The 21,531-nt window shown below is 64.5% G+C and carries 21 protein-coding genes and 2 pseudogenes; 13 read left to right on the plus strand and 10 right to left on the minus strand.

All coding sequences use genetic code 11. The features are described from left to right. Positions 1-16: 16 nt before the first annotated feature. Positions 17-231, minus strand: a pseudogene (locus tag WBG79_RS11390) (DUF1348 family protein); the annotation flags it as partial. A gap of 122 nt (positions 232-353) precedes the next feature. Then, on the minus strand, positions 354-899 hold the full coding sequence (locus WBG79_RS11395) for a carboxymuconolactone decarboxylase family protein (RefSeq protein WP_337357221.1): 546 nt from the start codon (positions 897-899) through the stop codon (positions 354-356). 128 nt (positions 900-1,027) lie between these two features. Between WBG79_RS11395 and WBG79_RS11400 the strand changes: the two genes are divergently transcribed. The 11 genes from WBG79_RS11400 (at position 1,028) to WBG79_RS11450 (ending at position 12,723) form a co-directional block, all read left to right on the plus strand. Beyond that, complete coding sequence (locus tag WBG79_RS11400) at positions 1,028-1,984, plus strand: LysR family transcriptional regulator (protein ID WP_337357222.1); 957 nt, start codon at positions 1,028-1,030, stop codon at positions 1,982-1,984. Between the two features lie 309 nt (positions 1,985-2,293). Further along, the gene (locus tag WBG79_RS11405) at positions 2,294-3,907 is read left to right on the plus strand and encodes an ATP-binding protein (protein WP_337357223.1); all 1,614 of its coding nucleotides are present in this window, start codon (positions 2,294-2,296) and stop codon (positions 3,905-3,907) included. Then, positions 3,904-4,545, plus strand: coding sequence for a response regulator transcription factor (locus WBG79_RS11410; RefSeq protein ID WP_337357224.1), 642 nt, complete (start codon positions 3,904-3,906; stop codon positions 4,543-4,545). Before WBG79_RS11405 ends, WBG79_RS11410 begins: the two co-directional genes overlap by 4 nt. A 135-nt stretch (positions 4,546-4,680) precedes the next feature. After that, complete coding sequence (locus WBG79_RS11415; RefSeq protein ID WP_337357225.1) at positions 4,681-5,028, plus strand: response regulator transcription factor; 348 nt, start codon at positions 4,681-4,683, stop codon at positions 5,026-5,028. Positions 5,029-5,282: 254 nt separating this feature from the next. Continuing rightward, complete coding sequence (locus WBG79_RS11420; RefSeq protein ID WP_337357226.1) at positions 5,283-5,936, plus strand: hydrolase; 654 nt, start codon at positions 5,283-5,285, stop codon at positions 5,934-5,936. 178 nt (positions 5,937-6,114) lie between these two features. Continuing rightward, positions 6,115-6,951 (plus strand): alpha/beta fold hydrolase, encoded by an 837-nt coding sequence (locus tag WBG79_RS11425; RefSeq protein ID WP_337357227.1) that lies wholly within the window; start codon positions 6,115-6,117, stop codon positions 6,949-6,951. A 129-nt stretch (positions 6,952-7,080) separates the two neighbouring features. Further along, positions 7,081-7,365 carry a XapX domain-containing protein gene (locus WBG79_RS11430; RefSeq protein WP_337357228.1) on the plus strand — a complete coding sequence of 95 codons (285 nt, stop codon included), beginning with the start codon at positions 7,081-7,083 and terminating at the stop codon, positions 7,363-7,365. After that, the gene (locus WBG79_RS11435) at positions 7,362-9,329 is read left to right on the plus strand and encodes an amidohydrolase (RefSeq protein ID WP_337357229.1); all 1,968 of its coding nucleotides are present in this window, start codon (positions 7,362-7,364) and stop codon (positions 9,327-9,329) included. The genes WBG79_RS11430 and WBG79_RS11435 overlap by 4 nt, the downstream gene beginning before the upstream one ends. 69 nt (positions 9,330-9,398) lie before the next feature. Next, positions 9,399-11,021, plus strand: coding sequence for an MFS transporter (locus tag WBG79_RS11440; RefSeq protein ID WP_337357230.1), 1,623 nt, complete (start codon positions 9,399-9,401; stop codon positions 11,019-11,021). A gap of 57 nt (positions 11,022-11,078) precedes the next feature. Continuing rightward, the gene (locus WBG79_RS11445) at positions 11,079-12,020 is read left to right on the plus strand and encodes a ring-cleaving dioxygenase (RefSeq protein WP_337357231.1); all 942 of its coding nucleotides are present in this window, start codon (positions 11,079-11,081) and stop codon (positions 12,018-12,020) included. A 352-nt stretch (positions 12,021-12,372) separates the two neighbouring features. Further along, complete coding sequence (locus tag WBG79_RS11450; RefSeq protein ID WP_337357232.1) at positions 12,373-12,723, plus strand: oligopeptide/dipeptide ABC transporter ATP-binding protein; 351 nt, start codon at positions 12,373-12,375, stop codon at positions 12,721-12,723. 22 nt (positions 12,724-12,745) lie between these two features. Here WBG79_RS11450 and WBG79_RS11455 read toward each other — a convergent pair whose 3' ends face one another. After that, a complete protein-coding gene (locus tag WBG79_RS11455) occupies positions 12,746-13,339 on the minus strand; it encodes a hypothetical protein (protein WP_337357233.1) in 594 nt (197 codons plus the stop codon). A 114-nt stretch (positions 13,340-13,453) separates the two neighbouring features. Continuing rightward, positions 13,454-13,849, minus strand: a complete 396-nt coding sequence (locus tag WBG79_RS11460; RefSeq protein ID WP_337357234.1) for an FCD domain-containing protein — start codon at positions 13,847-13,849, stop codon at positions 13,454-13,456. 267 nt (positions 13,850-14,116) lie between these two features. Here WBG79_RS11460 and WBG79_RS11465 point away from each other — a divergent pair. Beyond that, positions 14,117-14,272, plus strand: a pseudogene (locus WBG79_RS11465) (integrase core domain-containing protein); the annotation flags it as partial. Between the two features lie 100 nt (positions 14,273-14,372). Here WBG79_RS11465 and WBG79_RS11470 read toward each other — a convergent pair. The 6 genes from WBG79_RS11470 to WBG79_RS11495 all read right to left on the minus strand — a co-directional run bounded on the left by WBG79_RS11470 (position 14,373) and on the right by WBG79_RS11495 (position 19,314). Continuing rightward, positions 14,373-15,347, minus strand: a complete 975-nt coding sequence (locus tag WBG79_RS11470) for an L-erythro-3,5-diaminohexanoate dehydrogenase (RefSeq protein ID WP_337357235.1) — start codon at positions 15,345-15,347, stop codon at positions 14,373-14,375. A gap of 62 nt (positions 15,348-15,409) precedes the next feature. Next, positions 15,410-16,171, minus strand: a complete 762-nt coding sequence (locus WBG79_RS11475; protein ID WP_337357236.1) for an amino acid ABC transporter ATP-binding protein — start codon at positions 16,169-16,171, stop codon at positions 15,410-15,412. Next, the gene (locus WBG79_RS11480; RefSeq protein ID WP_337357237.1) at positions 16,168-16,827 is read right to left on the minus strand and encodes an amino acid ABC transporter permease; all 660 of its coding nucleotides are present in this window, start codon (positions 16,825-16,827) and stop codon (positions 16,168-16,170) included. The genes WBG79_RS11475 and WBG79_RS11480 overlap by 4 nt, the downstream gene beginning before the upstream one ends. Next, positions 16,824-17,597 (minus strand): amino acid ABC transporter permease, encoded by a 774-nt coding sequence (locus WBG79_RS11485; protein WP_337357238.1) that lies wholly within the window; start codon positions 17,595-17,597, stop codon positions 16,824-16,826. The genes WBG79_RS11480 and WBG79_RS11485 overlap by 4 nt, the downstream gene beginning before the upstream one ends. A gap of 56 nt (positions 17,598-17,653) precedes the next feature. Further along, positions 17,654-18,436, minus strand: coding sequence for a substrate-binding periplasmic protein (locus WBG79_RS11490; RefSeq protein ID WP_337357239.1), 783 nt, complete (start codon positions 18,434-18,436; stop codon positions 17,654-17,656). Positions 18,437-18,603: 167 nt separating this feature from the next. Continuing rightward, positions 18,604-19,314 (minus strand): GntR family transcriptional regulator, encoded by a 711-nt coding sequence (locus WBG79_RS11495; RefSeq protein WP_337357240.1) that lies wholly within the window; start codon positions 19,312-19,314, stop codon positions 18,604-18,606. A 133-nt stretch (positions 19,315-19,447) separates the two neighbouring features. Here WBG79_RS11495 and WBG79_RS11500 point away from each other — a divergent pair, with 133 nt between their 5' ends. Then, positions 19,448-21,517: a hydantoinase/oxoprolinase family protein gene (locus tag WBG79_RS11500; protein WP_337357241.1), complete on the plus strand. Its 2,070-nt coding sequence runs from the start codon at positions 19,448-19,450 to the stop codon at positions 21,515-21,517. Positions 21,518-21,531 lie beyond the last annotated feature (14 nt).

The following is a 21,531-nucleotide window of genomic DNA, read 5'->3' on the forward strand; positions in this document are numbered from 1 at the left end:
CGCTTGACCCGCCTTGCTAGAGCCCGAGATCGAACAGGCCCGGGTAATCCTGCGGGCGAGCGCCTTGTGGCCACCGGAATGTCCGGTCGGTCTCTTGAATCGGTTGATCGTTGATGCTCGCGAAACGCAGGCCCATCAGGCCGCGCTCGTCGAAGTCCCGGTTCTCGTTGCCACCGAACCAATTCCCGCCGACGTCGCGCCATAGGCGTACCGAACGGCGATCCGGTTACCACGCGAGACCCTGAGCGGGTGTCCTTGGCCTACACTGAAAAATCGCTGTTGGCGGAACCGGGCCGAGTTTCCCGTGGCGCCCGATGCCCGGAAAGGGCATATGTTCGGGCCAGTTACGGAGATCAGGTGGCCTTGTTCAGATCGATCTTGGGAAAGTCGATATCGATCTGCGTCGCCTTGCCCAACAGATTCGTGAAGATATTCATCGCCACGTGGGTAATGATCTCGATGATCTCGCCATCCGAGTGGCCCGCGGCACGTACGTTATCGATTTCGAGCTTGCTTACCTGACCGGTATGCTGGACGAGCGCTCGGGCGAAGGCCAGCGCGGCTTCCGCTTTGACATCCGTCGAACGGCCCATGCGGTTCGCGAGCATTTCCTCGTTGTCGAGGCCGACCTTGCGGCCGATGGCCGTGTGCGCGGACACGCAATATTGGCAGGCATTCTGCTCGGCGACGGCCAGCGCGATGCGCTCGCGCGTCTTCTGGTCGAGCTGACCAGCCCCGGCGATGCCATGGATGCCCAGGAAGGCCTTGAGCGCGGCGGGCGAATTCGCGAGCACGCGGATGAAGTTCGGGACCATGCCCAAGCCGGATTGGACGGCATCGAGCAACTCTTTGGCTTCACCCGTAGCGGTTTGGGGATTGATGACGGCAACACGAGCCATGGGGCTCTCTCCTTCTGACATTGTGCGGCAGGCCATGGGGCCCCGCTGAGGCATAAAATGGCTCTACATCCCTGTTGAAAGAATACGCGACGTATGGAATTCATTGTTCCTCAGAGAGGAATAATTCCGTGGATCGCTTGCACGAGATCGAAGTCTTCGTCTCGGTGGCTGATGCGGGCAGCTTCGCCAAGGCCGGGGCGCGCATGCGCCTGTCGCCGCCCGCCGTCACCCGCGCCATTTCGGCGCTGGAAGACCGGCTCGGCGCCCGTGTGTTCAACCGGACCACCCGCAGCCTGACGATCACGGACGTCGGTCAGCGCTTCCTCGAGAATGCCCGGCGGATCCTCATCGATCTCGATACCGCAGAGAAGGAGGCGGTCGGCGAGACATCGGTGCCGCATGGGCATCTCACCGTCACGGCCTCCGTCACCTTCGGCCGTTCGGCTTTGACACCGGTAGTGACGGCTTTCCTCAACCAGTACTCGCGCATCTCAGTCTCGGTCCTGCTGCTCGATCGCATCACCAATCTGATCGAAGAGGGGATCGACGTCGCAGTGCGCATCGGGCCGCTGTCGGATTCGAACCTCGTGGCCAAGAAGGTCGGATCGGTGCGCCGGATCCTCGTGGCGAGCCCGGACTACCTCGCCCGGCGCGGCACGCCATTGTCCCCGGCCGATCTGCGTCGCCATTCGATGATCGCCTTCACCGGGCTGATGCCCAATCGCGAGTGGCGCTTCATGGATGGCCGGAGCGGCCACAGCGTGTCCTTCATGCCGCGCCTTGAGATCAACGACGCCGTTGCGGCCATTGCGTCGGCAGAAAACGGCGACGGCATCACGATCGCGCTGTCCTACATGGTGGCCGACAAAATCCGAGATGGTCGGCTGGTCCCCGTTCTGGACGCGCACGCGCCGGCTGCAGTGCCGGTAAGCCTCGTTTATCAGCAGAACCGGCTGATCTCGCCGAAGGTGCGCACCTTCGTGGATTTTGCGACGCCACGCCTGCGCAAGATCCTGGCCGATCTGGTCATTCCAGCTGTTGACCCGTCGACGGTCACGGTCTCTCAGGATCGCTCAGCGGACTGAGACATCCAGCCTCGCGAAGTGCGAACGACGAACGACCAAATGATCGGCGGCGTCGGAAGCGACCGATGGTGGCAGAGTCCGAATAGGTGTGCCCACACTTGGCCTCGCCGGCACGGCGGCCGTCGGTCCTGCCGAAACGGCGGTATCAGGCCCGCCGCTCGTGATTGTCCTTCGGTCTGTCCTTTCGTGGTGTCTCCTTATGGAGATAATCGGTTGCCTGCCGAGCTGGTTCATCGTGGGTGCAGTGGGCGCGTTCGGAGCCGTGCTCGCTACGGCGGTTGGTGTATTGATGGCGTGTGTCGAGAAAAGGTGGAGCGGACATTGAACGCCACCCCACGGGCTGCCGCCGTCGATCACGTCCTGATTTCGACAACGGCTCCGAACCGCAGTCAGGTTTGGCTTGCGGTCGGCGTCGTCGTCTCGCTGTTCGCCGCGATGGCGGGCGTTGCACCCTACGCATCCCAATCTCTGCCGAACACGGAAGTCTTGCTCCCGGCCTATGCGGCGGGTGTGCTCGTGATCGAATTGATCACGTCAGCACTCCTGGTTTCGCTGTTCCATGTTCAGCGCTGCCGGGCCATTTTGTTGCTTGCGTCCGGATACTTGTTCTCGGGGACGCTGATCGTGCCCTGGGTGCTGACCTATCCCGGCTTGTTCAACTCGTTCGGAATCGACGAGGGCCTTCAAAGCACCGCCGCGATTGCGGCCCTGCGACGACTGGGGTTCCCGCTCTTCATTCTGGCCTATGCCGTGCTCAGCGAGCGATCCTATGCGGGCGGCTCGGTTCGGCTGGCGATCCTGGGCATGATCGCAGCCGTCGCCGCGGTTGTCTGCCTGACGACCTGGCTAGTCTTCTCGAACGATCGGCATTTGCCGGACTTCATGATCGATGCCCGCAACGTCGGTTTGCTCTGGCGATACATTCCCGTCCTTGCGGGCCTCATCTATCTCGCGGGAATGGTGGCCCTCTCGCTGCGCTTCCGAACCATCCTCGACCTCTGGCTCATGGTCGTCCTGGTGACGCTGTTGATCGAAGTCGTGCAGATTTCCTACCTCGGGTCCGGCGTTCGCCTAGGTGTCGGCTGGTGGGCGGGGCGCCTGTTCGGACTGGCGTCCGCCAGCATCGTGCTTGTCGTACTGCTGTCGGAGACGACGGCGGTCTATACGCGCCTCGCCAGATCCGAAGCCGCCCAACGACGAACGCGCCAGAATCGTCTGACCGCCATGGAGGCGTTGTCCGCTTCGATCGCGCACGAGGTCAATCAGCCGCTCGCCAGCATGGTCACCAATGCGGACGCCGGCCTTCGATGGCTGGACAAGGCCGACCCGCATCTCGACGAGGCCAAGGCGGCGATGAAGCGGATCGTCGACGAGGGCCATCGCGCCAGCAAGATCGTGTCCAGCATCCGCACCATGTTCATGAAAAGCGCGCGGGAGCGGGAACGGCTCGATGTGAACGACCTGATCGTCCAGGTCATCAAGGCCAGCGAGGCTGATGCGCGGCTGGGGCGTGTGTCGGTCAACCTGGACCTCGACCGCGGGGCGCCCCATGTGATCGGAAATGCCGTACAGCTTCAGCAGGTGATGTCGAACCTGATCGACAACGCCGTCGAAGCGATGCGGTCGGTTGGCGCGGGGCAGCGGACCCTGCGCCTCGTGACGCGACAACTGGATCATGGCGATGTGCTCGTCAGCGTCGAGGATACGGGATCGGGTCTCGATGCGGCGCATCTCGAGCGGATATTCGATCCGTTCTTCACGACCAAACCCGATGGGATGGGCATGGGGCTGATGTTCTGCCGCACGGTGATCGATGCCCATGGCGGCCGTCTGTGGGCAGGGCCCAACAGCCCGCGAGGCGCCGCCTTCCGATTTTCGCTCCCGCCGGCCATCAACGTCGACACAGGCAGGGAGGAGGAATGAGGAGCGAAACCGCCGTTGTCTTCGTCATCGATGACGATCCGGCCATGCGGGTGTCCATCGAGAGCCTGTTGCGCTCCGTCGGCCACTCTGTTCGCTCGTTCGGTTCGCCGGCGGAGTTCCTGGGGACTCCGCCGCACGATGGTCCCGGTTGCCTTGTGCTCGACGTCCGATTGCCCGGGATCAGCGGATTGGAGTTCCAGCGCGAACTGAAGCTGACGCTCAGGACCATTCCGGTCGTCTTCATCACCGGCCACGGCGACGTGCCGATGTCCGTCGCGGCCATGAAGGCCGGTGCCATCGAATTCCTGACCAAGCCGTTCCGCGACCAGGACCTGCTCGATGCCGTCCACCGGGGGCTCGCCATCCATGCCGTCCGGGACGCCCAGGCAAGAGCCGACGCGGAACTCGCCGGCCGCTTCGAAACGCTGACCCCACGAGAGCGTGAGATTCTCCCCCTCGTCACGAGCGGCCTGATGAACAAGCAAATCGCAGCCGAGCTTCAGCTCAGCGAGGTGACCGTGAAAGTCCATCGGGCCCAGGTCATGCAGAAGCTGCAGGCCACCTCCCTGGCCGACCTGGTCAGGCTTTCGGACCGGATCCTCGACATTGTCGCCAAGCGTCGGACGGGGGACACCTAGGGATAATTGTGACGAGCGGGCTTCCGGTCCCATGGTGGTCCTGGCGAGCGCGACCGCCGCCCCGAGACGCCAGTCTCAGGTGCCGCCTCGGATGCAAAACTGGACCGCGTAATGGCCTTGGGCCCACTCGTATCTGTGGTCGACGACGATCTGGCTACGCTCGAGGCGACGGTCAGCCTCGTTGAGGCGATGGGCTTTCACGCAAAGGGCTTCCCATCAGCCCATGAGTTTTTGAATTCGGACCTGCGATTACTGACCAGGTGTCTGATACTGGATATCCGGATGCCCGGAATGAGCGGCATCGATCTTTTCGTTCACCTCAGCCGGGCGGGTCGCGCCGTACCGACCATCCTCGCTACGGCGTTTCCCGACGAGGTGACGCGGTCCCGATCCCTGCTGGCTGGCGTAACCTGTTATCTGCGCAAGCCGTTCCACGCCGATGAGCTCCTGGCGTGCATTCGCGCGGCGCTCGGGATCGCCTGAGCGCAAGCCGCCGCGACCGAGGCATGGCCAAGGCTGGACCCTATCCGGCAGGCCAAACCGACCGAACCCACTGGATAATTGCGACGATCCGGCCCCGCCCGCTACCACTCGTAGCAAGAAGAGGGCCCGCGTTGCCCTCGGGCACAACACCCTTGCCGGGCTCGCCAGTCCCCGACCGGCTTTCACCGGCGGTCGCGAGCCCTCCCGAGCGCGACCGCGCCCCCGGACCAAACAACCGCGACGAGGAGCCTCCGATGGCCATTGCAACGACGACCCCGGGAAAAAATCTGCTCTCGCCGAAGGACCATATCCTGATCATGATCGACTTCCAGTCGCAAATGGCTTTCGCGACCAAGTCGATCGACGCGGTGACGCTTCGTAACAACGCGGCCCTGGTCTCCCACGCTGCCGCCGGGTTCGGCGTCTCGACCATCCTGACGACGGTAGCCAGGGAGAGTTTCTCCGGGCCTATGTTCGCCGAGATCTCGGAGGCTTTCCCGAGTCACGCGGTCCTCGACCGGACCTCGATGAATACCTGGGAGGACCCGGCGGTCGTCGAGGCGATCAACAGGATCGGCAAGCCCCGCATCGTTCTCGCCGGACTGTGGACGAGCGTCTGCATCGTGGGGCCGGCCATGTCCGCGCTCGACCAGGGATTCGAGGTCCACGTGATCGCCGACGCCTGCGGGGACGTGAGCGAGGAGGCTCACGAGCGCGCCATGCAGCGCATGATCCAGGCCGGAGCGCGTCCGATGACGGCGCTTCAGTACCTCCTGGAACTGCAGCGCGACTGGGCGCGCAGCGATACCTACGAGCTGACCACCGGTATCGCGAAGCGGTTCGGAGGCGCCTACGGCCTCGGAATTACCTATGCGAAGACGATGTTCGGCGCCCAGGAAGGACACTGAGGCGACCATGTCCGACCCTCACGAGAGATCGGAAAGCCCTTCCGCCACCTGGTCCGGGACACCGTCTCGCCGGACCGTTCTGCACCTGGGTGCCGCCGCCGTTACGGCGGCGGTCATCGCGCCGGCTCACGCCGAGGGCGCTGCGCCGCAAACCTCCACCAGCAAGGGACAACGATCCATGGCCACCGTGACGACGAAGGACGGCCTCGACATTTTCTACAAGGATTGGGGCCCGAAAGACGCTCAGCCCATCATGTTCCACCATGGCTGGCCGTTGAGCTCGGACGACTGGGACGCCCAGATGCTGTTCTTCCTTCAGCATGGCTTCCGCGTCGTGGCCCATGACCGCCGCGGCCACGGGCGCTCCACGCAGGCGAGCGAAGGCCACGACATGGACCATTACGCGGCCGACGCCTTCGCGGTCGTGGAGGCGCTCGACCTGAAGAACGCGGTCCACATCGGTCACTCGACCGGCGGCGGCGAAGTCGCGCGCTACATTGCCCGCCACGGGCAGCCGTCCGGCCGGGCCGCCAAGGCGGTCCTGGTGGCCGCCGTGCCACCGCTGATGCTGAAGACGCCGTCCAACCCGGACGGGCTGCCGATCGAGGTGTTCGACGGCTTTCGCAAGGCGACCGCGGAGAGCCGCTCGCAGTTCTTCCGCGATGTCGCGGCCGGACCGTTCTACGGGTTCAACCGGGAGGGCGCGAAGGTATTGCCGGGCGTCGTCGACAACTGGTGGCGCCAGGGCATGATGGGCAGCGCCAAGGCCCACTACGACGGCGTCAAGGCCTTCTCGGAAACCGATCAGACGGACGACCTCAAGGCCATCACGATCCCGACGCTGGTGCTGCATGGCGAGGACGACCAGGTGGTTCCGATCGCCAACTCGGCCCCGAAGGCGGTCAAGCTGCTCAAGCAGGGCACGCTGAAGACCTATCCGGGCCTTTCACACGGCATGCTCACCGTCAACCACGACGTGCTCAATCCCGATCTCCTGGCCTTCGTGCGCGCCTGAGATCCGGAAATCACCCGGCGGCTTTTGAACGCGATGATCTCGCCCTGTGCGGACAGGTCGTCGCGTCCAAGCCCCGGTGATCGCCCCGGCAGGGCGCAGCCCGACACCGGGGTCAGCGAGGCAGGCGGCATGAAACTCTATCTGGCATCCCTCGGCGCGGGCCTGCTCGTCGGCGTGATCTACAGCCTGCTCAACGTCCGGTCTCCGGCACCGCCGGTCGTCGCGCTCGTCGGCCTGCTCGGGATTCTGATCGGCGAGCAGATCGTCCCCGCCGCTAAGCGGGTCCTGGCCGGAAGCCCGCTCGCGACGGACGGGCTGCGGGGTTCGGCCGAGGCATCCGACATCGCAGACCGTCCGGGCCGGGGACCGAACAGCGACACCCACGGGCCCGAGCGCGACGGGGCGCCCTCATGAACCCGTCTCGCCGACAGGCTGCGGCCGGCGGCGCAGCCGGGGCTCTCTCGGCGCTCTTCGGGCTGCCGACCGCCGCCCAGACCACCAACCCAGGAGGCTCCGCCGTGCCAGCCGACCGCATCCTCGTCAACGGGCGCTTCTCGACACTGGATCGAGCGAATCCGGCCCCGGACGCCGTCGCCATCGCGGACGGGCGATTTCTGGCCGTCGGCACCGAGGGCGAGATCCGCGCGCTGGCCGGACCGCGGACGCAGGTGATCGACCTCGGCGGTCGACGCGCGGTTCCCGGACTGATCGACAGCCACATGCACATCATCCGCGGCGGACTGAACTACAACATGGAACTCCGTTGGGACGGCGTGCGCTCCCTCGGCCAGGCGCTGGAGATGCTGAAGCGGCAGGTCGCCGTGACGCCGCCGCCGCAATGGGTCCGCGTCGTGGGCGGATTCACAGAGCACCAGTTCGTCGAGAAGAGACTGCCGACGCTGGACGAACTCAACGCGATCGCGCCGGATACGCCGGTGTTCATCCTGCATCTCTACGACCGGGCCCTCCTGAACAGAGCGGCGTTGCGGGTGGTCGGCTACACGAAGGAGACGCCGGATCCGCCCGGGGGCGAGATCCAGCGCGACTCGGCCGGCAATCCGACGGGTCTTCTGCTCGCCCGCCCGAACGCCACGATCCTGTACGCGACGCTCGCCCGGGGGCCGAAGCTGCCTCCCGAATACCAGCTCAATTCGACGCGCCATTTCATGCGCGAGATGAACCGGCTCGGCGTGACCGGCGTCATCGACGCGGGCGGCGGCTTCCAGAGCTATCCGGACGACTATGCGATTATCGAGAAGCTCCACGCCGAAGGCGAGCTCACGCTCCGGATCGCCTACAACCTGTTCACCCAGAAGCCGAAACAGGAACTGGCCGACTTTCAGGGATGGGCGAAGCAGGTCAGACCGGGCCAGGGCGACGATCTCTATCGCCACAACGGCGCCGGCGAAATGCTGGTCTACGCCGCGGCCGATTTCGAGGACTTCCGCGTCGAACGGCCGGAATTGCCGGCCACCATGGAATCCGAACTCGAACCGGTCGTCCGCCTGCTGGCGCAGAACCGCTGGCCGTGGCGGCTGCACGCCACCTACGACGAGACCATCACCCGGGCGCTGGACGTCTTCGAAAAGGTCGACCGCGACGTTCCCTTGCGCGGTTTGCATTGGCTCTTCGACCATTGCGAGACGATCAGCGACCGCAACATCGACCGTATCGCGGCCCTGGGCGGCGGCATCGCCGTGCAGCACCGCATGATGTTCCAGGGAGAAGATTTCGTGGCGCGCTATGGAGCCGCGGCGGCCGAGCGAACGCCGCCGGTCGCGCGCATGCTGGAGGCGGGCGTGCCCGTGGGTGCGGGCACCGACGCAACGCGCGTGGCGAGCTACAACCCATGGGTCTCGCTGGCATGGCTCGTCACGGGCCGGACCCTTGGCGGGCTGCAGCTTTATCCGCAGCGCAACCGGCTCGATCGCGAAAAGGCGCTGAGGCTGTGGACGGAAGCGAACACCTGGTTTTCGACCGAGCAGGGCAAGAAGGGACAGATCAAGGCCGGCCAGCTCGCCGACCTGGCCGTTCTGGACCGCGACTACATGACGGTGCCCGAAGACGAGATCCAGGACATCACGAGTGTCCTGACCTTGCTCGGCGGCCGGCCCGTCCACGGGGCCGGCGACTTCGCTGGTTTGAACCCGCCGCTCCCGCCCGCCATGCCGGACTGGTCGCCGGTGCGCACCTTCGGCGGCTACCAGAAGCGGGCCGAGGCCGGGAACCGCGGACATGCTTTCGCGGCCGCCTGCGGCTGTGCGAAAACCTGCGGCATCCACGGACATGACCACGCGAGGGTCTGGGCCGCCAACCCGCCCGCGTCCGACAGCAAGAGTTTCTGGGGGGCGCTCGGCTGCGCCTGCTGGGCGGTCTGAGATGGTCGGGCTCCGCGCCGTGCCGTCAACGCCGTTTGCCTGGCATGACCTGCAGGGCGAGGCACAGCCATGAACCAGCCTGCGCCGGCCTCCAGCTTCGCCCCGTTGCGCAACAGGGTCTTCGCGGTCCTGTGGTGTGCGACGGTCCTCGGCAACATCGGCAGCTTCATGCGCGACGTCGCCAGCGCATGGCTCGTCACGGACCTCTCCGGCGCGCCGGCGGCCGTCGCCCTGGTCCAGGCGGCCGCGACCCTGCCCATCTTTCTGCTCGCCATCCCAGCCGGTGTTCTGTCCGACATCCTCGATCGCCGCCGGTTCCTGATCGCGATCCAGATCCTGCTCGGGCTCGTCAGCCTCTCGCTGATGGCCTTAGCTCAGACCGGACAGCTCGGCGTCGGCAGTCTTGTCGCGTTGACCTTCCTGGGCGGCGTCGGCGCCGCGCTGATGGCCCCGACCTGGCAGGCGATCGTCCCGGAACTGGTCTCGAAGGGCGAGCTGAAGACCGCGGTGGCGCTGAATTCCTTGGGAATCAACATCGCACGATCGATCGGCCCGGCCCTCGGCGGCCTCATCCTCGCCAGCTTCGGAGCGGGCGTCACGTATGGGGCGGACGTGCTCAGCTACCTGCTGGTCGTCGCGGCCCTGGTGTGGTGGAGACGCGCGCCAGACATCGACGACGCGCTGCACGAACGCTTCGCGGGCGCCTTCCGCGCCGGCCTGCGCTATGCCCGGGCCAGTCGCGAATTGCACGTCGTGCTGTTGCGCGCCGCAATCTTCTTCGCCTGCGCCAGCGCCGTCTGGGCGCTTCTGCCGCTCGTGGCGCGCAACCTGCTCGGCGGCGGGGCGGGCTTCTACGGCGTGTTGCTCGGTGCGGTCGGCGCGGGAGCGATCCTCGGCGCGCTGGCCTTGCCGAAGCTGCGCAGCCGGTTCGATGCCGACGCCCTGCTGTTGCTCGCCGGCCTGACGATCGCCGGTGTGATCGGCGCGCTGGCATTCGCCCCGCCGCAAGGGGTGGCCGTGACGATCCTGGTTTTGCTCGGCGCCGGCTGGATCGTCGCCTTGACGACCCTCAACGGGGCCGCGCAGGCGATCCTGCCGAATTGGGTGCGCGGCCGGGCGCTCGCCGTCTACCTGACGGTGTTCAACGGTGCGATGACGGCGGGAAGCCTGGGATGGGGCGCCGTGGCGCAAGCCGTTGGGATCAGCGGCACGCTGATTCTGGCCGCAGCGGCGCTGCTCGCCGCCGCTCTCGTCATGCACCGGGTCAAGCTGCCGATCGGCGAGGCCGACCTCACACCCTCCAACCACTGGCCCGAGCCGCTGCTCGCCGCGCCCGTCGAACATGATCGCGGACCGGTTCTGATCCTGATCGAATACCGCGTCGCAGCCTCGGCCCGCGAAGAATTCCTGCTGGCGGTCCATAGGCTCGCCACCGTGAGGCGGCGCGACGGGGCCCATGGGTGGGGCATCACCGAGGATACGGCGGATCCGGAACGGCTCGTCGAATGGTTCATGGTCTCGTCATGGGCCGAGCACCTGCGCCAGCACCGCCGGGTTTCGAAAGCCGACGCCGATCTGCAGGCCGAGGTCGCCCGTTACCACACCGGACCCGATGCCCCGGTGGTCCGCCATTTCCTGGATGTCGAACGGCCGGCAGCCCCCTCGGTCGTCGTCAAGGAATCGGCCCGGTGAGCGGGCTTGAGCGGAGCGCATTGAAAGAGCACAGCCCAATGTCCCAGGAGAACGCCGATGACGCTCGCCTCACCCGGACTGCATCACGTGACCTGCATCGCCATAGATCCGCAGGCCAACATCGATTTCTACACGAAAGTCCTCGGCCTGAGGCTGGTCAAAACCACGGTCAATTTCGACGCGCCGGACGTCTATCACTTCTACTACGGCGACCATGACGGCCATCCCGGCACCATCCTGACCTTCTTTCCCTTCGTGTACGCAGGCCGGGGCCGGCCCGGAAACGGCGTCACCGAGACGGTCGCGTTGGCGGTGCCCCGTCACGCTCTGGACGATTGGATGGTCCGCCTCTCGGACCACGGCGTCGACACGAGCGCGCCGTACGAGCGCATGGGGGAGCGGATCGTCAGCCTGACCGACCCTGACGGGCTGCACCTCGAAGTGGTCGAAGCGGATTTTGAGCCTTCTCCCAAGGAGGCCATTGCGGGCCTGCACGCGGTGGCGCTCCGGGTCGAGGACCCGGACCCCACCATCAAGGTGCTGACCGACGTCCTGGGCTACCGCCAGACAAACGAGGACGCCGGCGTGCGTCGGTACTCGAGCGCCTCGGCGGCCCCGGGCCGCCATGTCGACGTGCTGTGTTCAGCCGGTCCGAAACACGCTCGGCCCGGCGGCGGAACGGTGCACCATGTCGCCTTCCGGGCAAAGGACGACACGCAACTAGCGGAGTGGCGCGAGCTGATCGCTGGACAAGGCTTCGAGGTCACGCCCATGAAGGACCGCAAATACTTCCACTCGATCTATTTCCGCGAGCCCGGCGGCGTTCTGTTCGAGGTCGCCACCGACCCGCCGGGCTTCACCGTCGACGAAGCGCCGAACGCTCTGGGAACCTCGCTCAAACTTCCTGCCCAATTCGAGTCCCGGCGTGCGGACCTCGAGCGGCGACTGCCGCCCGTGAAACTGCCCCATACGCATCAGGCGGACATCAACCGATTTTGACTGCTGCGGCGGGAGTATTCCCTGCGTCGACAATACGGTCCCCTGATCCTATTGGGGGAGCCTAATGCGTAGGCCATGTAAAATGCGGACTCCTAGGGAGTGTTGCGGCAAGAGTGAAAAATACTCCCCGAAATTTCCAAGCTTTCTCCGGTGGAGACGCGTTCGCGTACGACTGCGTCTCCGCCATTTCGACAAGTCGTATTGTCTAAGTCCGCGAGATATACTACGGAATCCCGTGAGGCTTCATGACTTCTCTGGCATGGCGGGCCGCGCAATTCTCGCTCTCTGGCGGCTATTTCAAGTTCGTGACTCTGTGGTTTCTGTGCGGATATGCAAGCATCTGAGCTGAATCATGTTTTCACGATTGGTCCTGCCGTACTTACGTGCTCGCCATTCTCCTTGCGAGATCAACCGGCATCGGAATCAATCGCTGCGATCGAACGCCCTTTCCGGTTCGCTAGATTCGAGCCCTGACCCGCGCCATCCCTACACCCGCTGGCTGCTCTCCTCGCGGGTCGACAAGGCCGCGCCCGGCTCGCGCCTCGTTACCATCCCGGGCTCCCCGCCGGACCTCGCCGCCCTGCCGACCGGCTGCGCCTTCCGGGAACGCTGCGCGGTCGCCGAGCCCCGCTGCGCCACCGTACGGCCGTCCTTCGTCCGGCGCGACCAGGCCCGCGGCGACGCCTGCCTGCTCGGCAGCTGAACCGGGTCTCTCCGCCCGCCCGTCAGATGCCGTCGGACGTCGTGGCGCCGAAGACGCCGGACGCGGCGTAGACCGGGCGCACGGCGATCAGGCTTCGGAGATGCATTTCGTCGTGGAACGGGATTTTCACACCCTTCCGGCCAACCAGCGACTTGGCGATCGTGTAGGCCTTCTGCCAGTGCGGATGCCAGCCCACCGGGGCGGGGCCGCCTGCGTGGACGTAGTAGAGCGCCCCGGCAATGTAGGCGGCCGCTTCGTCTTCGGAATTGGTGGTGTAGGTCCTGCTGCCTCGGCGCGTATCGATCCCGCTGGCCCCGTAGATGTCATGGATCGCGTGGGCGCATTCGTGCACGAGGTAGCTCAACTGCATGACATCGGCGTCGTTGAAATGCGGCGACAGGCTGATGTCGTTGGACGACACCTTGTAGCTCGCGCCGACGCCCTTGTCCTGCGCCTCGACCACGACCCCGATCTCGTTGGCGGCCACCAGCGAGGCGAGCGCCCGGTAGGCCGCGCCGTCGATGCTGATCGTGCTCAGGCTGAAATCGATGCGTTGGACGGCCTGGGACAGAAGCGTCTTGACGATGACGGCTCTGGCTTGCTGCGGGCTGGACATGGCGATCTCCCTGTCGAGGACCTGGGGGTCGGTTGACCCTCGACGGTCACCCTAGTCCGCCGGCCGGCGCACCGCCGTTCCCCTGGGAACAGGCCTGCTTCGGCCACGCCCCGGTCAGCGCTGCCCCGTCCCGGACCGTTCGATCGAACTCAGCAGGGTCCGCTTGGCGGATTCCAGGTGCTTGCGGCAGAAGTACTCGGCGTCGATCGCGCTCTTCGACCTGAGCCCGCCGATTAAGGCGAGGTGCTCCTCGATGGCGATCCGGTTTCGCTCCATCTGGTCCTTCTTGTTCCACTGGTAGTGGTAGTGGAACATCAGCAAGATGACGTCGTAGAAGTTCTCGAAGAAGCGGTTGCTGGCCGCGCTCTGGACAAGCCGATGGAACCGGTCGTCGAGCTCGGAGAAGTCGGTGAAGCGCGTCCCGACCTCGGTCAGCAGGGCAGTGCTCCGCCTCGATCGCCGCCAACGTGGGCCAGGCCGGGTGGTCGTCGGCCATCGCACGAAGGTCATGTACACGCGCGGCGCGCCCGGCTCCTGCTCGGCCGGCCTTCCGCAAGGCCGCCCGGCGCAGCCCCGGGTAGCGGGCGATGGCGGCGGCAGTCCCTGCATGATCGCCAGTGATCATCTTAACGCGGATGCCGGCGGGCCGGCATTCGGCAACGGCTGTAATAGCCTGGCCCGGGCCGGGCTCCTTTCCCTCGCCGACTGGCTCGGCTCGGACGAGCGTCAATTCGACTACCACCTCGTGGTGACGATGCCCCTGAAACGACCCCGGTTCTATTCCGGGGCTTGCCGATGGCCCGGCGGATCATCGAAGCTCGGCGGATCGACTACAACGGCCACCGACCTCACACGAGCCTCGGCGGCCTCACCCCCGAACGAGTTGCAGCCCGGTCCAGACAGGACCACAACCAGAACGGATTCTGGTCGTGAACGAGGGCATTCAGTGGGCAACGTCAACTCAGGGGCAGGTCAGGGGCGTTTATGGCGGTCTCTAACTGACTTCAACCCGCAAGCGTTGCTCTGGGTTCAACTAAAGCTTCTCCGCCAGGACGGCGCGCAGAAGCGGATGTTCGCGGACGAGTTCAAAGCCGAAGTCGATGCAGCCGTGGACAAAGCCGTTACCGATTACCATGTCGATGTCCTTTCCGGCCCCCTCGGCACTAAGCGCCGCGACCTGGAAATTCGTCGCCATGCTGAAGAACAGAAGGCTGCCCCGATCCTTCGTGCATAAGATGGCTGCTGTCTCGGTTCCGCTGACGTTGGTCACGTTGATCACGAAATCGAAGAGCTTCCCTTTGGTCAGCCGTCTGGCAAGCTCGAACACCGGAACGGCTTCCTTCAGATCGACCTGAACGACCTCGTCGACGACACCCAAAGATCGCATCGCATCGAGATGAGGCAGACTGACGTCGAACGCGACGATGCAACTGCCCGGCCCGGAGGCCTGCCGTGCCGCGACGGCGGCCATCAAACCAGCCTTTCCGGCGCCCAGGACCGCGACCGATTGCCCGGCCTTCACCCACCGTTGAACGGAGGCGGGGGCACCGCACACGTCAATGATGCTCAGCGCGAGGCGGATATCGAAATCGTCCGGAATCACTCCGATATTGGCCGTCTCAAAGAGAATCGCCGTACCGCGGACGGCGACCTGAGCGGTTGCAACGTTGACGCTTAGGACTTCGTCCACGACCAGCGGGATCAGCGACAGAGATATGCTCGGACAGACGAGCTGACCAACTTTCAAATGTCGAGCAGGATGGTTCGATCCGATTTCGAGGATCCGGCCGACCAGCACCCCACCGGAATTCGTGATCGGGTTGTGCATCTTGCCGCGCTTTCGAACGATATCGCGGATTCGTTCGGCTACGCCGTCGGGGTCGCCTCCGGCTTCTTCGGCGAGCTGGCGCATGCTCGACGAGTCGAGATTCAGGAGTTCCACATCGATGAGAATTTCGTTGTCCCAGATCTCCGGAGTGGCGTCGACCCTGGCGGCCGGTTGGGGCATGCCACCGCCGGCGCGATGTGAACCGTAGATGCATCCTGGGCAATCAGGCACGGGCTTACCTCTCAATGCATGATGCTAGCGAGAAAGTCGCGAAGCCTCGGGATCGGAGCACCGTGAAAGAAGGCGTCCGGCGGTAGATCGCAGAGGATCCGGCCGTGGTCCATGAACGCGACACGATGGGCCGCACGGCGCGCGAAGCCCATCTCGTGGGTTACGACAAGCATCGCGATGCCGGTCGAGGTGAGTTCCTCCATGACCGCGAGGACCTCGCCGACGGTCTCAGGATCGAGCGCCGAGGTCGGTTCGTCGAAAAGCAGGATCTCTGGCTCCATGGCGAGGGCCCGCGCGATGGCGACACGCTGCTGCTGGCCACCGGAGAGTTGCGCCGGATACTTGTCCACCTGATCCGCCAGACCAACACGGGCGATGAGGTCGCCGGCCAGGCGATCCGCCTCATCCCGCGCAAGCTTGCGCGTGCGCTGCGGAGCGAGGGAGACGTTCCGCCGTACGGTAAGATGCGGAAACAGGTTGAACGACTGGAAAACCATGCCGACGCGACGGCGGGCATGAGCCAAGTCCTGTTTCGGAGCATGGAGCGGCGTGTCGAACAGTTCGAGTGTTCCCGACCCCAGCGGCTCCAGTCCGTTGATCACACGTAGAAGTGTCGACTTGCCGCTTCCGGACGGGCCGACGATGCAGATGACCTCCCCTCGTCCGACGGTCAGGTCGACCTTGTCGAGGACTTTCAACGTCCCGAAGGCCTTCGTGAGTTCGCGGCACCGCAGAACCGGTGCACGGTCGTCCTCGGCGTGCGTTTCGGTCATCGCCGCCCCCTCGCGCGTCGCTCAAGCTGCTGTGCCGCCATGCTCAAGGGAAAGATCGTGGCGAAGTACAAGATACCGACAGCCGTATAGATCTCGAAGTACTTATATGTCGTCGCCGACAACGTCATCGCCTTGTAGAACAGTTCGGCGAGCCCGATTGCGGAGACCAGCGCAGAGTTCTTCAGGAGGATGGTTACAAAGCCGATGAAGGTCGGAAGCATCGCCATCATCGCCTGCGGGGCAACGATGAGGCGGATGCGCTGGAACCCGCTGAAGCCGAGCGCGCGCGCCGCTTCGATCTGGCCGCGCGGAACGGAATTGACGCCCCCTCGAAATATCTCCGTCAGGTACGCGCCCGACACAAGGGAAAGCGCCAGGATACCGCTACCGAGGGGCGACAGCTTCACGTTCATCACCAAGGGACCGCAATAGTAGATCCAGAAGATCAGGACGGTCTCAGGCAGACTTCTGAATACTCCCACATACAGGTGAGCAAGCCAGCATAGCGGACCTCGGCCGAGGATCTTCCCGTAGCATCCGAACAGCCCGGCAGCGATCCCGATCAACAGCGATACGGCAACGAGGTACAGGGTCGCGACAAGGCCGTCGAGCAGGATCGGGATCGCCGTGATCACGGCGCCGGTGTCGAAGGTCATGAACGGACCTCCGACTTCCCGAAGATCGTTTCAAGACGGTTGGCGAGCATCGTGAAGGCGTAACCGATGAGCAGGTAAATCACGCCGACGACGGTCAATGTTTCGATCGGCTTGAACGTGTGGTTCGCCACGCGGACGCCGACAGTCATCAGTTCTCCAACGGCAAGGATCGCGAGAACGGCGCTCGCCTTGAAGTAGCCGATCGCGATATTGGCCAACGGAGGTATGATGATCTTGAAGGCCTGCGGCAAGACCACATCGATCCACCGACTCCAACCCGGCAGGCTGAGCGCCGCCGATGCCTCCCACTGGCCTTTCGGGATCGACTGGATCCCGGCTCGGGCCACGTCCGCCAGATAAGCACTGGACTGTAAGGCCATTACGATGAAACCCGACTGGAACACGGTGGTCGAGTAACCCGTGAACATCGGGAGAGCGTAATGGATCCAGAAAAGTTGCAGGACGAGCGGTGTATTACGGAAGAGTTCCACATACGTGATGGCAGGCCACCGCGCGAAACGCGTCGGCAGAAGCATCGCGGCGGCGAGAATGAAGCCGGCCGGTAATCCGATCAGGACGGCCGCCACGGTCAAAAGCAGGGTGTTGAGCAGGCCCTGCAGAAGGGCCCAGCGGTAGGGCCAAAGAATCGAGAAATCCAGGCTCGCCACGAACTCCCATCGAATCGACGCCGCGATCCAGACGAGGACCCCGATCGCGATCGCCGTCGGAAGTCCGTCGGTCAGAATGCGGTCGCGCAGGCGGGCGGGCAAGGATCACCCCCTTCCGGAGCCGGCGAGCGCGCCGCGGCGGCGGTACTCGGACCAGTTCAAGGCTTCTGCTGGGTCCATGCGCTCTTGATCTGTTCCAGTTTCCCTGAAGCCTCGAGGTTCGCGATGATGATGCTCAGATAATCGCGGAAATAGTACTCCTTCGGAGGCACCGCGTACGCAAACGGGACATAATTGACCATGAGTTCCGGAAGAGGCTTGACCTTGATGTTCGGATTCTTCGCGACGAACATCGCGTTTCCGGCAAAGCCGCCGAAAGCGGCGTTGGAACGCCCGGATGCGACTTCGAGGATATGGGCTGCGACCTGATCGGTCACGAGACTCTTCACCTCGGCGTTCTTGAACTTCTCTTTCGCCAGCTTCTCGTCGGCCGAACCCGACAGCACGGTGATGATGTTGCCCTTCTTGTCGACGTCGTCGTAGCTGGCAATCTTGGAGTCGGCCGGCACGAACAGCGTCGATCCGTCGCCGCCGATCGGCCGGGTGAAGGAGACGTTCTGCGCCCGGGGCGCCGATGTCCAGAGGGCGGCGGCCCCGACATCGCACTTGTCGGTGCGGAGGTTCTGGATGATGGTCGACCAGGCAGAATCCACCCATTCGATCTTAACGTCCAGACTTGCGCCGATCTCCTTGACGATGTCGGCGTTGATCCCGCTCCAACTCCTGTCGACTGGATCGAGGATGTTCCACGGCGTGTAGTTGATGGTACAGACCCGAAGGGCGCCACGCTTCTTGACCTGGTCGAGCAGGTCGTCCAGTGACCACGCTGCGGAGGTGGTGGCAAACGTCGCGGCGAGGGCGGCACTGATCAATCTAACCATGGACATTGGCGTATCCTTTCGCGCTCGAACGCATGTTCGACCGGGTTAGGTCTGATCGGACCGCGTCCCCGTTCGCCTCGTGGAAGCGAGCATCACATGATCGATATATTTTTTCAATATCGATAAACGCAGTGTAGCGCGCGTCAGAACCCTCGCCGTCTCTCCGGTCAGCAATTGATCTCAATCAGTGCCGAAAGGGAGGGGGTGGCACGCAGGCCCTGCTTCACCTGGTCGACGTTCACCCTCACATGGCGCCGCATCATCGTAGCCGCCGACTCGACATCCCGCTCCACGGCGATGCGTGCGAGTTCGTCATGCATATAGCGAAGTTCGTCGGAACTCACTTCAGTAACTCGGAATATGGCGCGATAGCGGATCAGGTGCTGGTGCAGCGTCTCGACGGATTGCACGAGCCGGCTATTGCCGCACGCGGAGATCAGAATGCGATGATAATCACGATGCCGTTCTTCGAATTCAATTCGAACTGAGTCGTCTGTTGTTGCACTATAGGCAGCGATCGCCTTGTTGAGTTGATGGAGACTGGCGATGACCTGGCCTTCCCATTGGTCGCTGCCGTTTTCTACGGCGCGCCTAAAAGCTTCGGCCTCGACGACCTGTCGCATCTCGGTGATCTCGACGAGTTCTCGAAGCGAAAGGCTGGCTACGCGAAAACCCTTGTTCTGCTCGAGTTGCACGAGACCGTCGGGCACGAGCCGAGACAGCGCTTCGCGCAAGGGGGTGGCGCCGATTTCGTAGCGCTCCGAAAGCTCCCGGACCTTCAGCTTGGTGTTCGGCGCCAACTGACCCGAGAGAATGTCGCCGAGCAGCTTCTGATGAGCCTCGGACTCGAGCGTTCTGGACAATTTCGTGCGCGACATGGTGTGGACCTTAAATATCGATAATCATCCGATTTATCGATCTTGACAACAAGAATCGCTCAAGCGACGATCTCCCTGGCCCGTCGGATCGCTCAATACTCCCTGTCCGGGCCCTTGGGTAGGGTTCGCACACATGTACTACCTCGGCGTCGATACCGGCGGAACGTTCACCGATTTCGTGCTCTACGACCGGACGAAGGCCGAAATTCACAGCTTCAAGGTGAAGTCGACGCCGCATGATCCGGGCGAGGCCGTCGAGACCGGGCTCAGTCGTCTGACAACGGAGTTCGGGGTCACGGGTCGGACGCTCGAGCGGTTTGTCTTCGGAACGACGGTCGCCACCAACGCGGTCCTGGAACGTCGTGGCGCCGAAACGGCGCTGGTCGCGACCCGTGGGACCAGAGACGTGCTTGAGATCCAGCGCCAATGGCGGCATCGCCTGTTCGATCTCTATCTGGTGAAACCCGAACCCCTGGCGCGGCGTCGGCACCGTCTGGAAGTGGAGGAACGTGTCGAGGCATCGGGCAGGATCCGTATTCCGCTGGAAGACGTTGCGATCGACGAGCTCGTCTCGACGCTCGAAGCGCTGCCGGTGGACGCCGTCGCCGTCTCGCTCCTGTTCTCGTTCCTCAATCCCGTCCATGAGCAACGCATCGCCGCAGCGATCCGGACCCGTGTCCCGCGGCTGCACGTGACCGTGTCGTCGGAGGTCTGTCCCGAGTTTCGGGAATACGAGCGATCGGCGACCACGGTCATGAACGCCTACACCATGCCGAAGATTCACGCTCTGGCGACCCGCCTCGAAGGTGCGCTCGACCGGTTCGGTTTCCGGGGAAGCTTCGCGATCGTCCAGTCGAACGGGGGCGTGATGACGCTCGCCAAGGCGCGGACCCACCCGGTCAACACGCTTCTGTCGGGGCCAGCCGCGGGCGTCGTGGCCGCCGCGGCGGTCGCCGGACTGACGAAGGCTCGCGGTATCCTCGGGTTCGACGTCGGCGGCACCAGCACCGACATCGCGCTTGTGCAGAACGGCGAACTCCGTCTCAGTGCGGACGGAGGCATCGGCGGGTACCCGGTCAAGGTTCCTCAGGTCAAAGTCCACACGATCGGCGCAGGCGGCGGCTCGATCGCCCGTGCCGAGCTAGGGCTACTGAAGGTGGGCCCGGAAAGCGCTGGAGCCGTTCCCGGCCCCGCCGCCTACGGCGAGGGCGGGACGCGGCCAACGGGAACCGACGCTGCGGTGGCACTCGGTTACATCGACCCGGCCTACTTCCTGGGCGGAGAGATGAAGCTCGATGCCGAGGCCGCGCGCCGGAGCCTCGAAAGCCATGTGGCCGGTCCGCTCGGCATGTCGGAGGATGCCGCTGCGCTCGCCGTCATCCAGGTCCAGGTCGCCAGCATCGTCTCGGGCATCCGCAAGGTTTCGGTCGAGGTCGGTCAGGACCCGCGCGATTTCGTGCTGATGCCGTTCGGCGGTGCGGGTGGAGTCTATGCCGGTCTGGTCGCCGAGGAAGCCGGGATGTCGCGCATCATCGTGCCGCCCTACGCCAGCGTTCTCTCGGCGTTCGGAATGCTCGTGACGGACATCCGCCACGACCGCGTCCGCACGCGCCTGTTGCCCGTCGCGACGACGGACGCACAGGCTCTGATCGCCATCTTCGACGACCTCGTCGCCGATGTGAGCCAGGAGTTCCAGCGCGACCGGACCGAGGACGATCGAATCGTCTTCGAATTCTCCTGCGACATGCGCTACGAAGGCCAGGCCTACGAGATCAACGTGAGGCTCGACGTCCATGACGGGCGGCCGTCCGTCGATATGCCGAGCTTGAGGGCGGCGTTCGACCGGGAGCACGAACGTCTCTACGGCCAATGTTCGCCGGGCGAGGACGTGGAGATCGTCAATCTGCGCGTCGGGGCCATCGGCCGGGTCGACAAGGCCGAGCTGCCGGTCCTACCCGAACGTCCGTCGGGCCCGCCCGCCGCCCGGTCGACCAGGCGGATGCTATTCGATCTCGAAGCCGGCTGGGTCGACTGTCCGGTCTACGACCGATCCGCCCTCGACCCCGGCGCTCGCCTGACGGGACCGTGTTCGATCGAGGACCGCGGCAGCTCCATCCCGGTTCGTCCGAAACACACCGTCAGCGTCGATGCACACGGCATCCTCACCATCGAGACCAACAAGGCACCGGTTTCAAGGTACTGACCGGGGCCTGACGA

The organism is Prosthecomicrobium sp. N25 (assembly GCF_037203705.1).
GTDB lineage: Bacteria > Pseudomonadota > Alphaproteobacteria > Rhizobiales > Ancalomicrobiaceae > Prosthecodimorpha.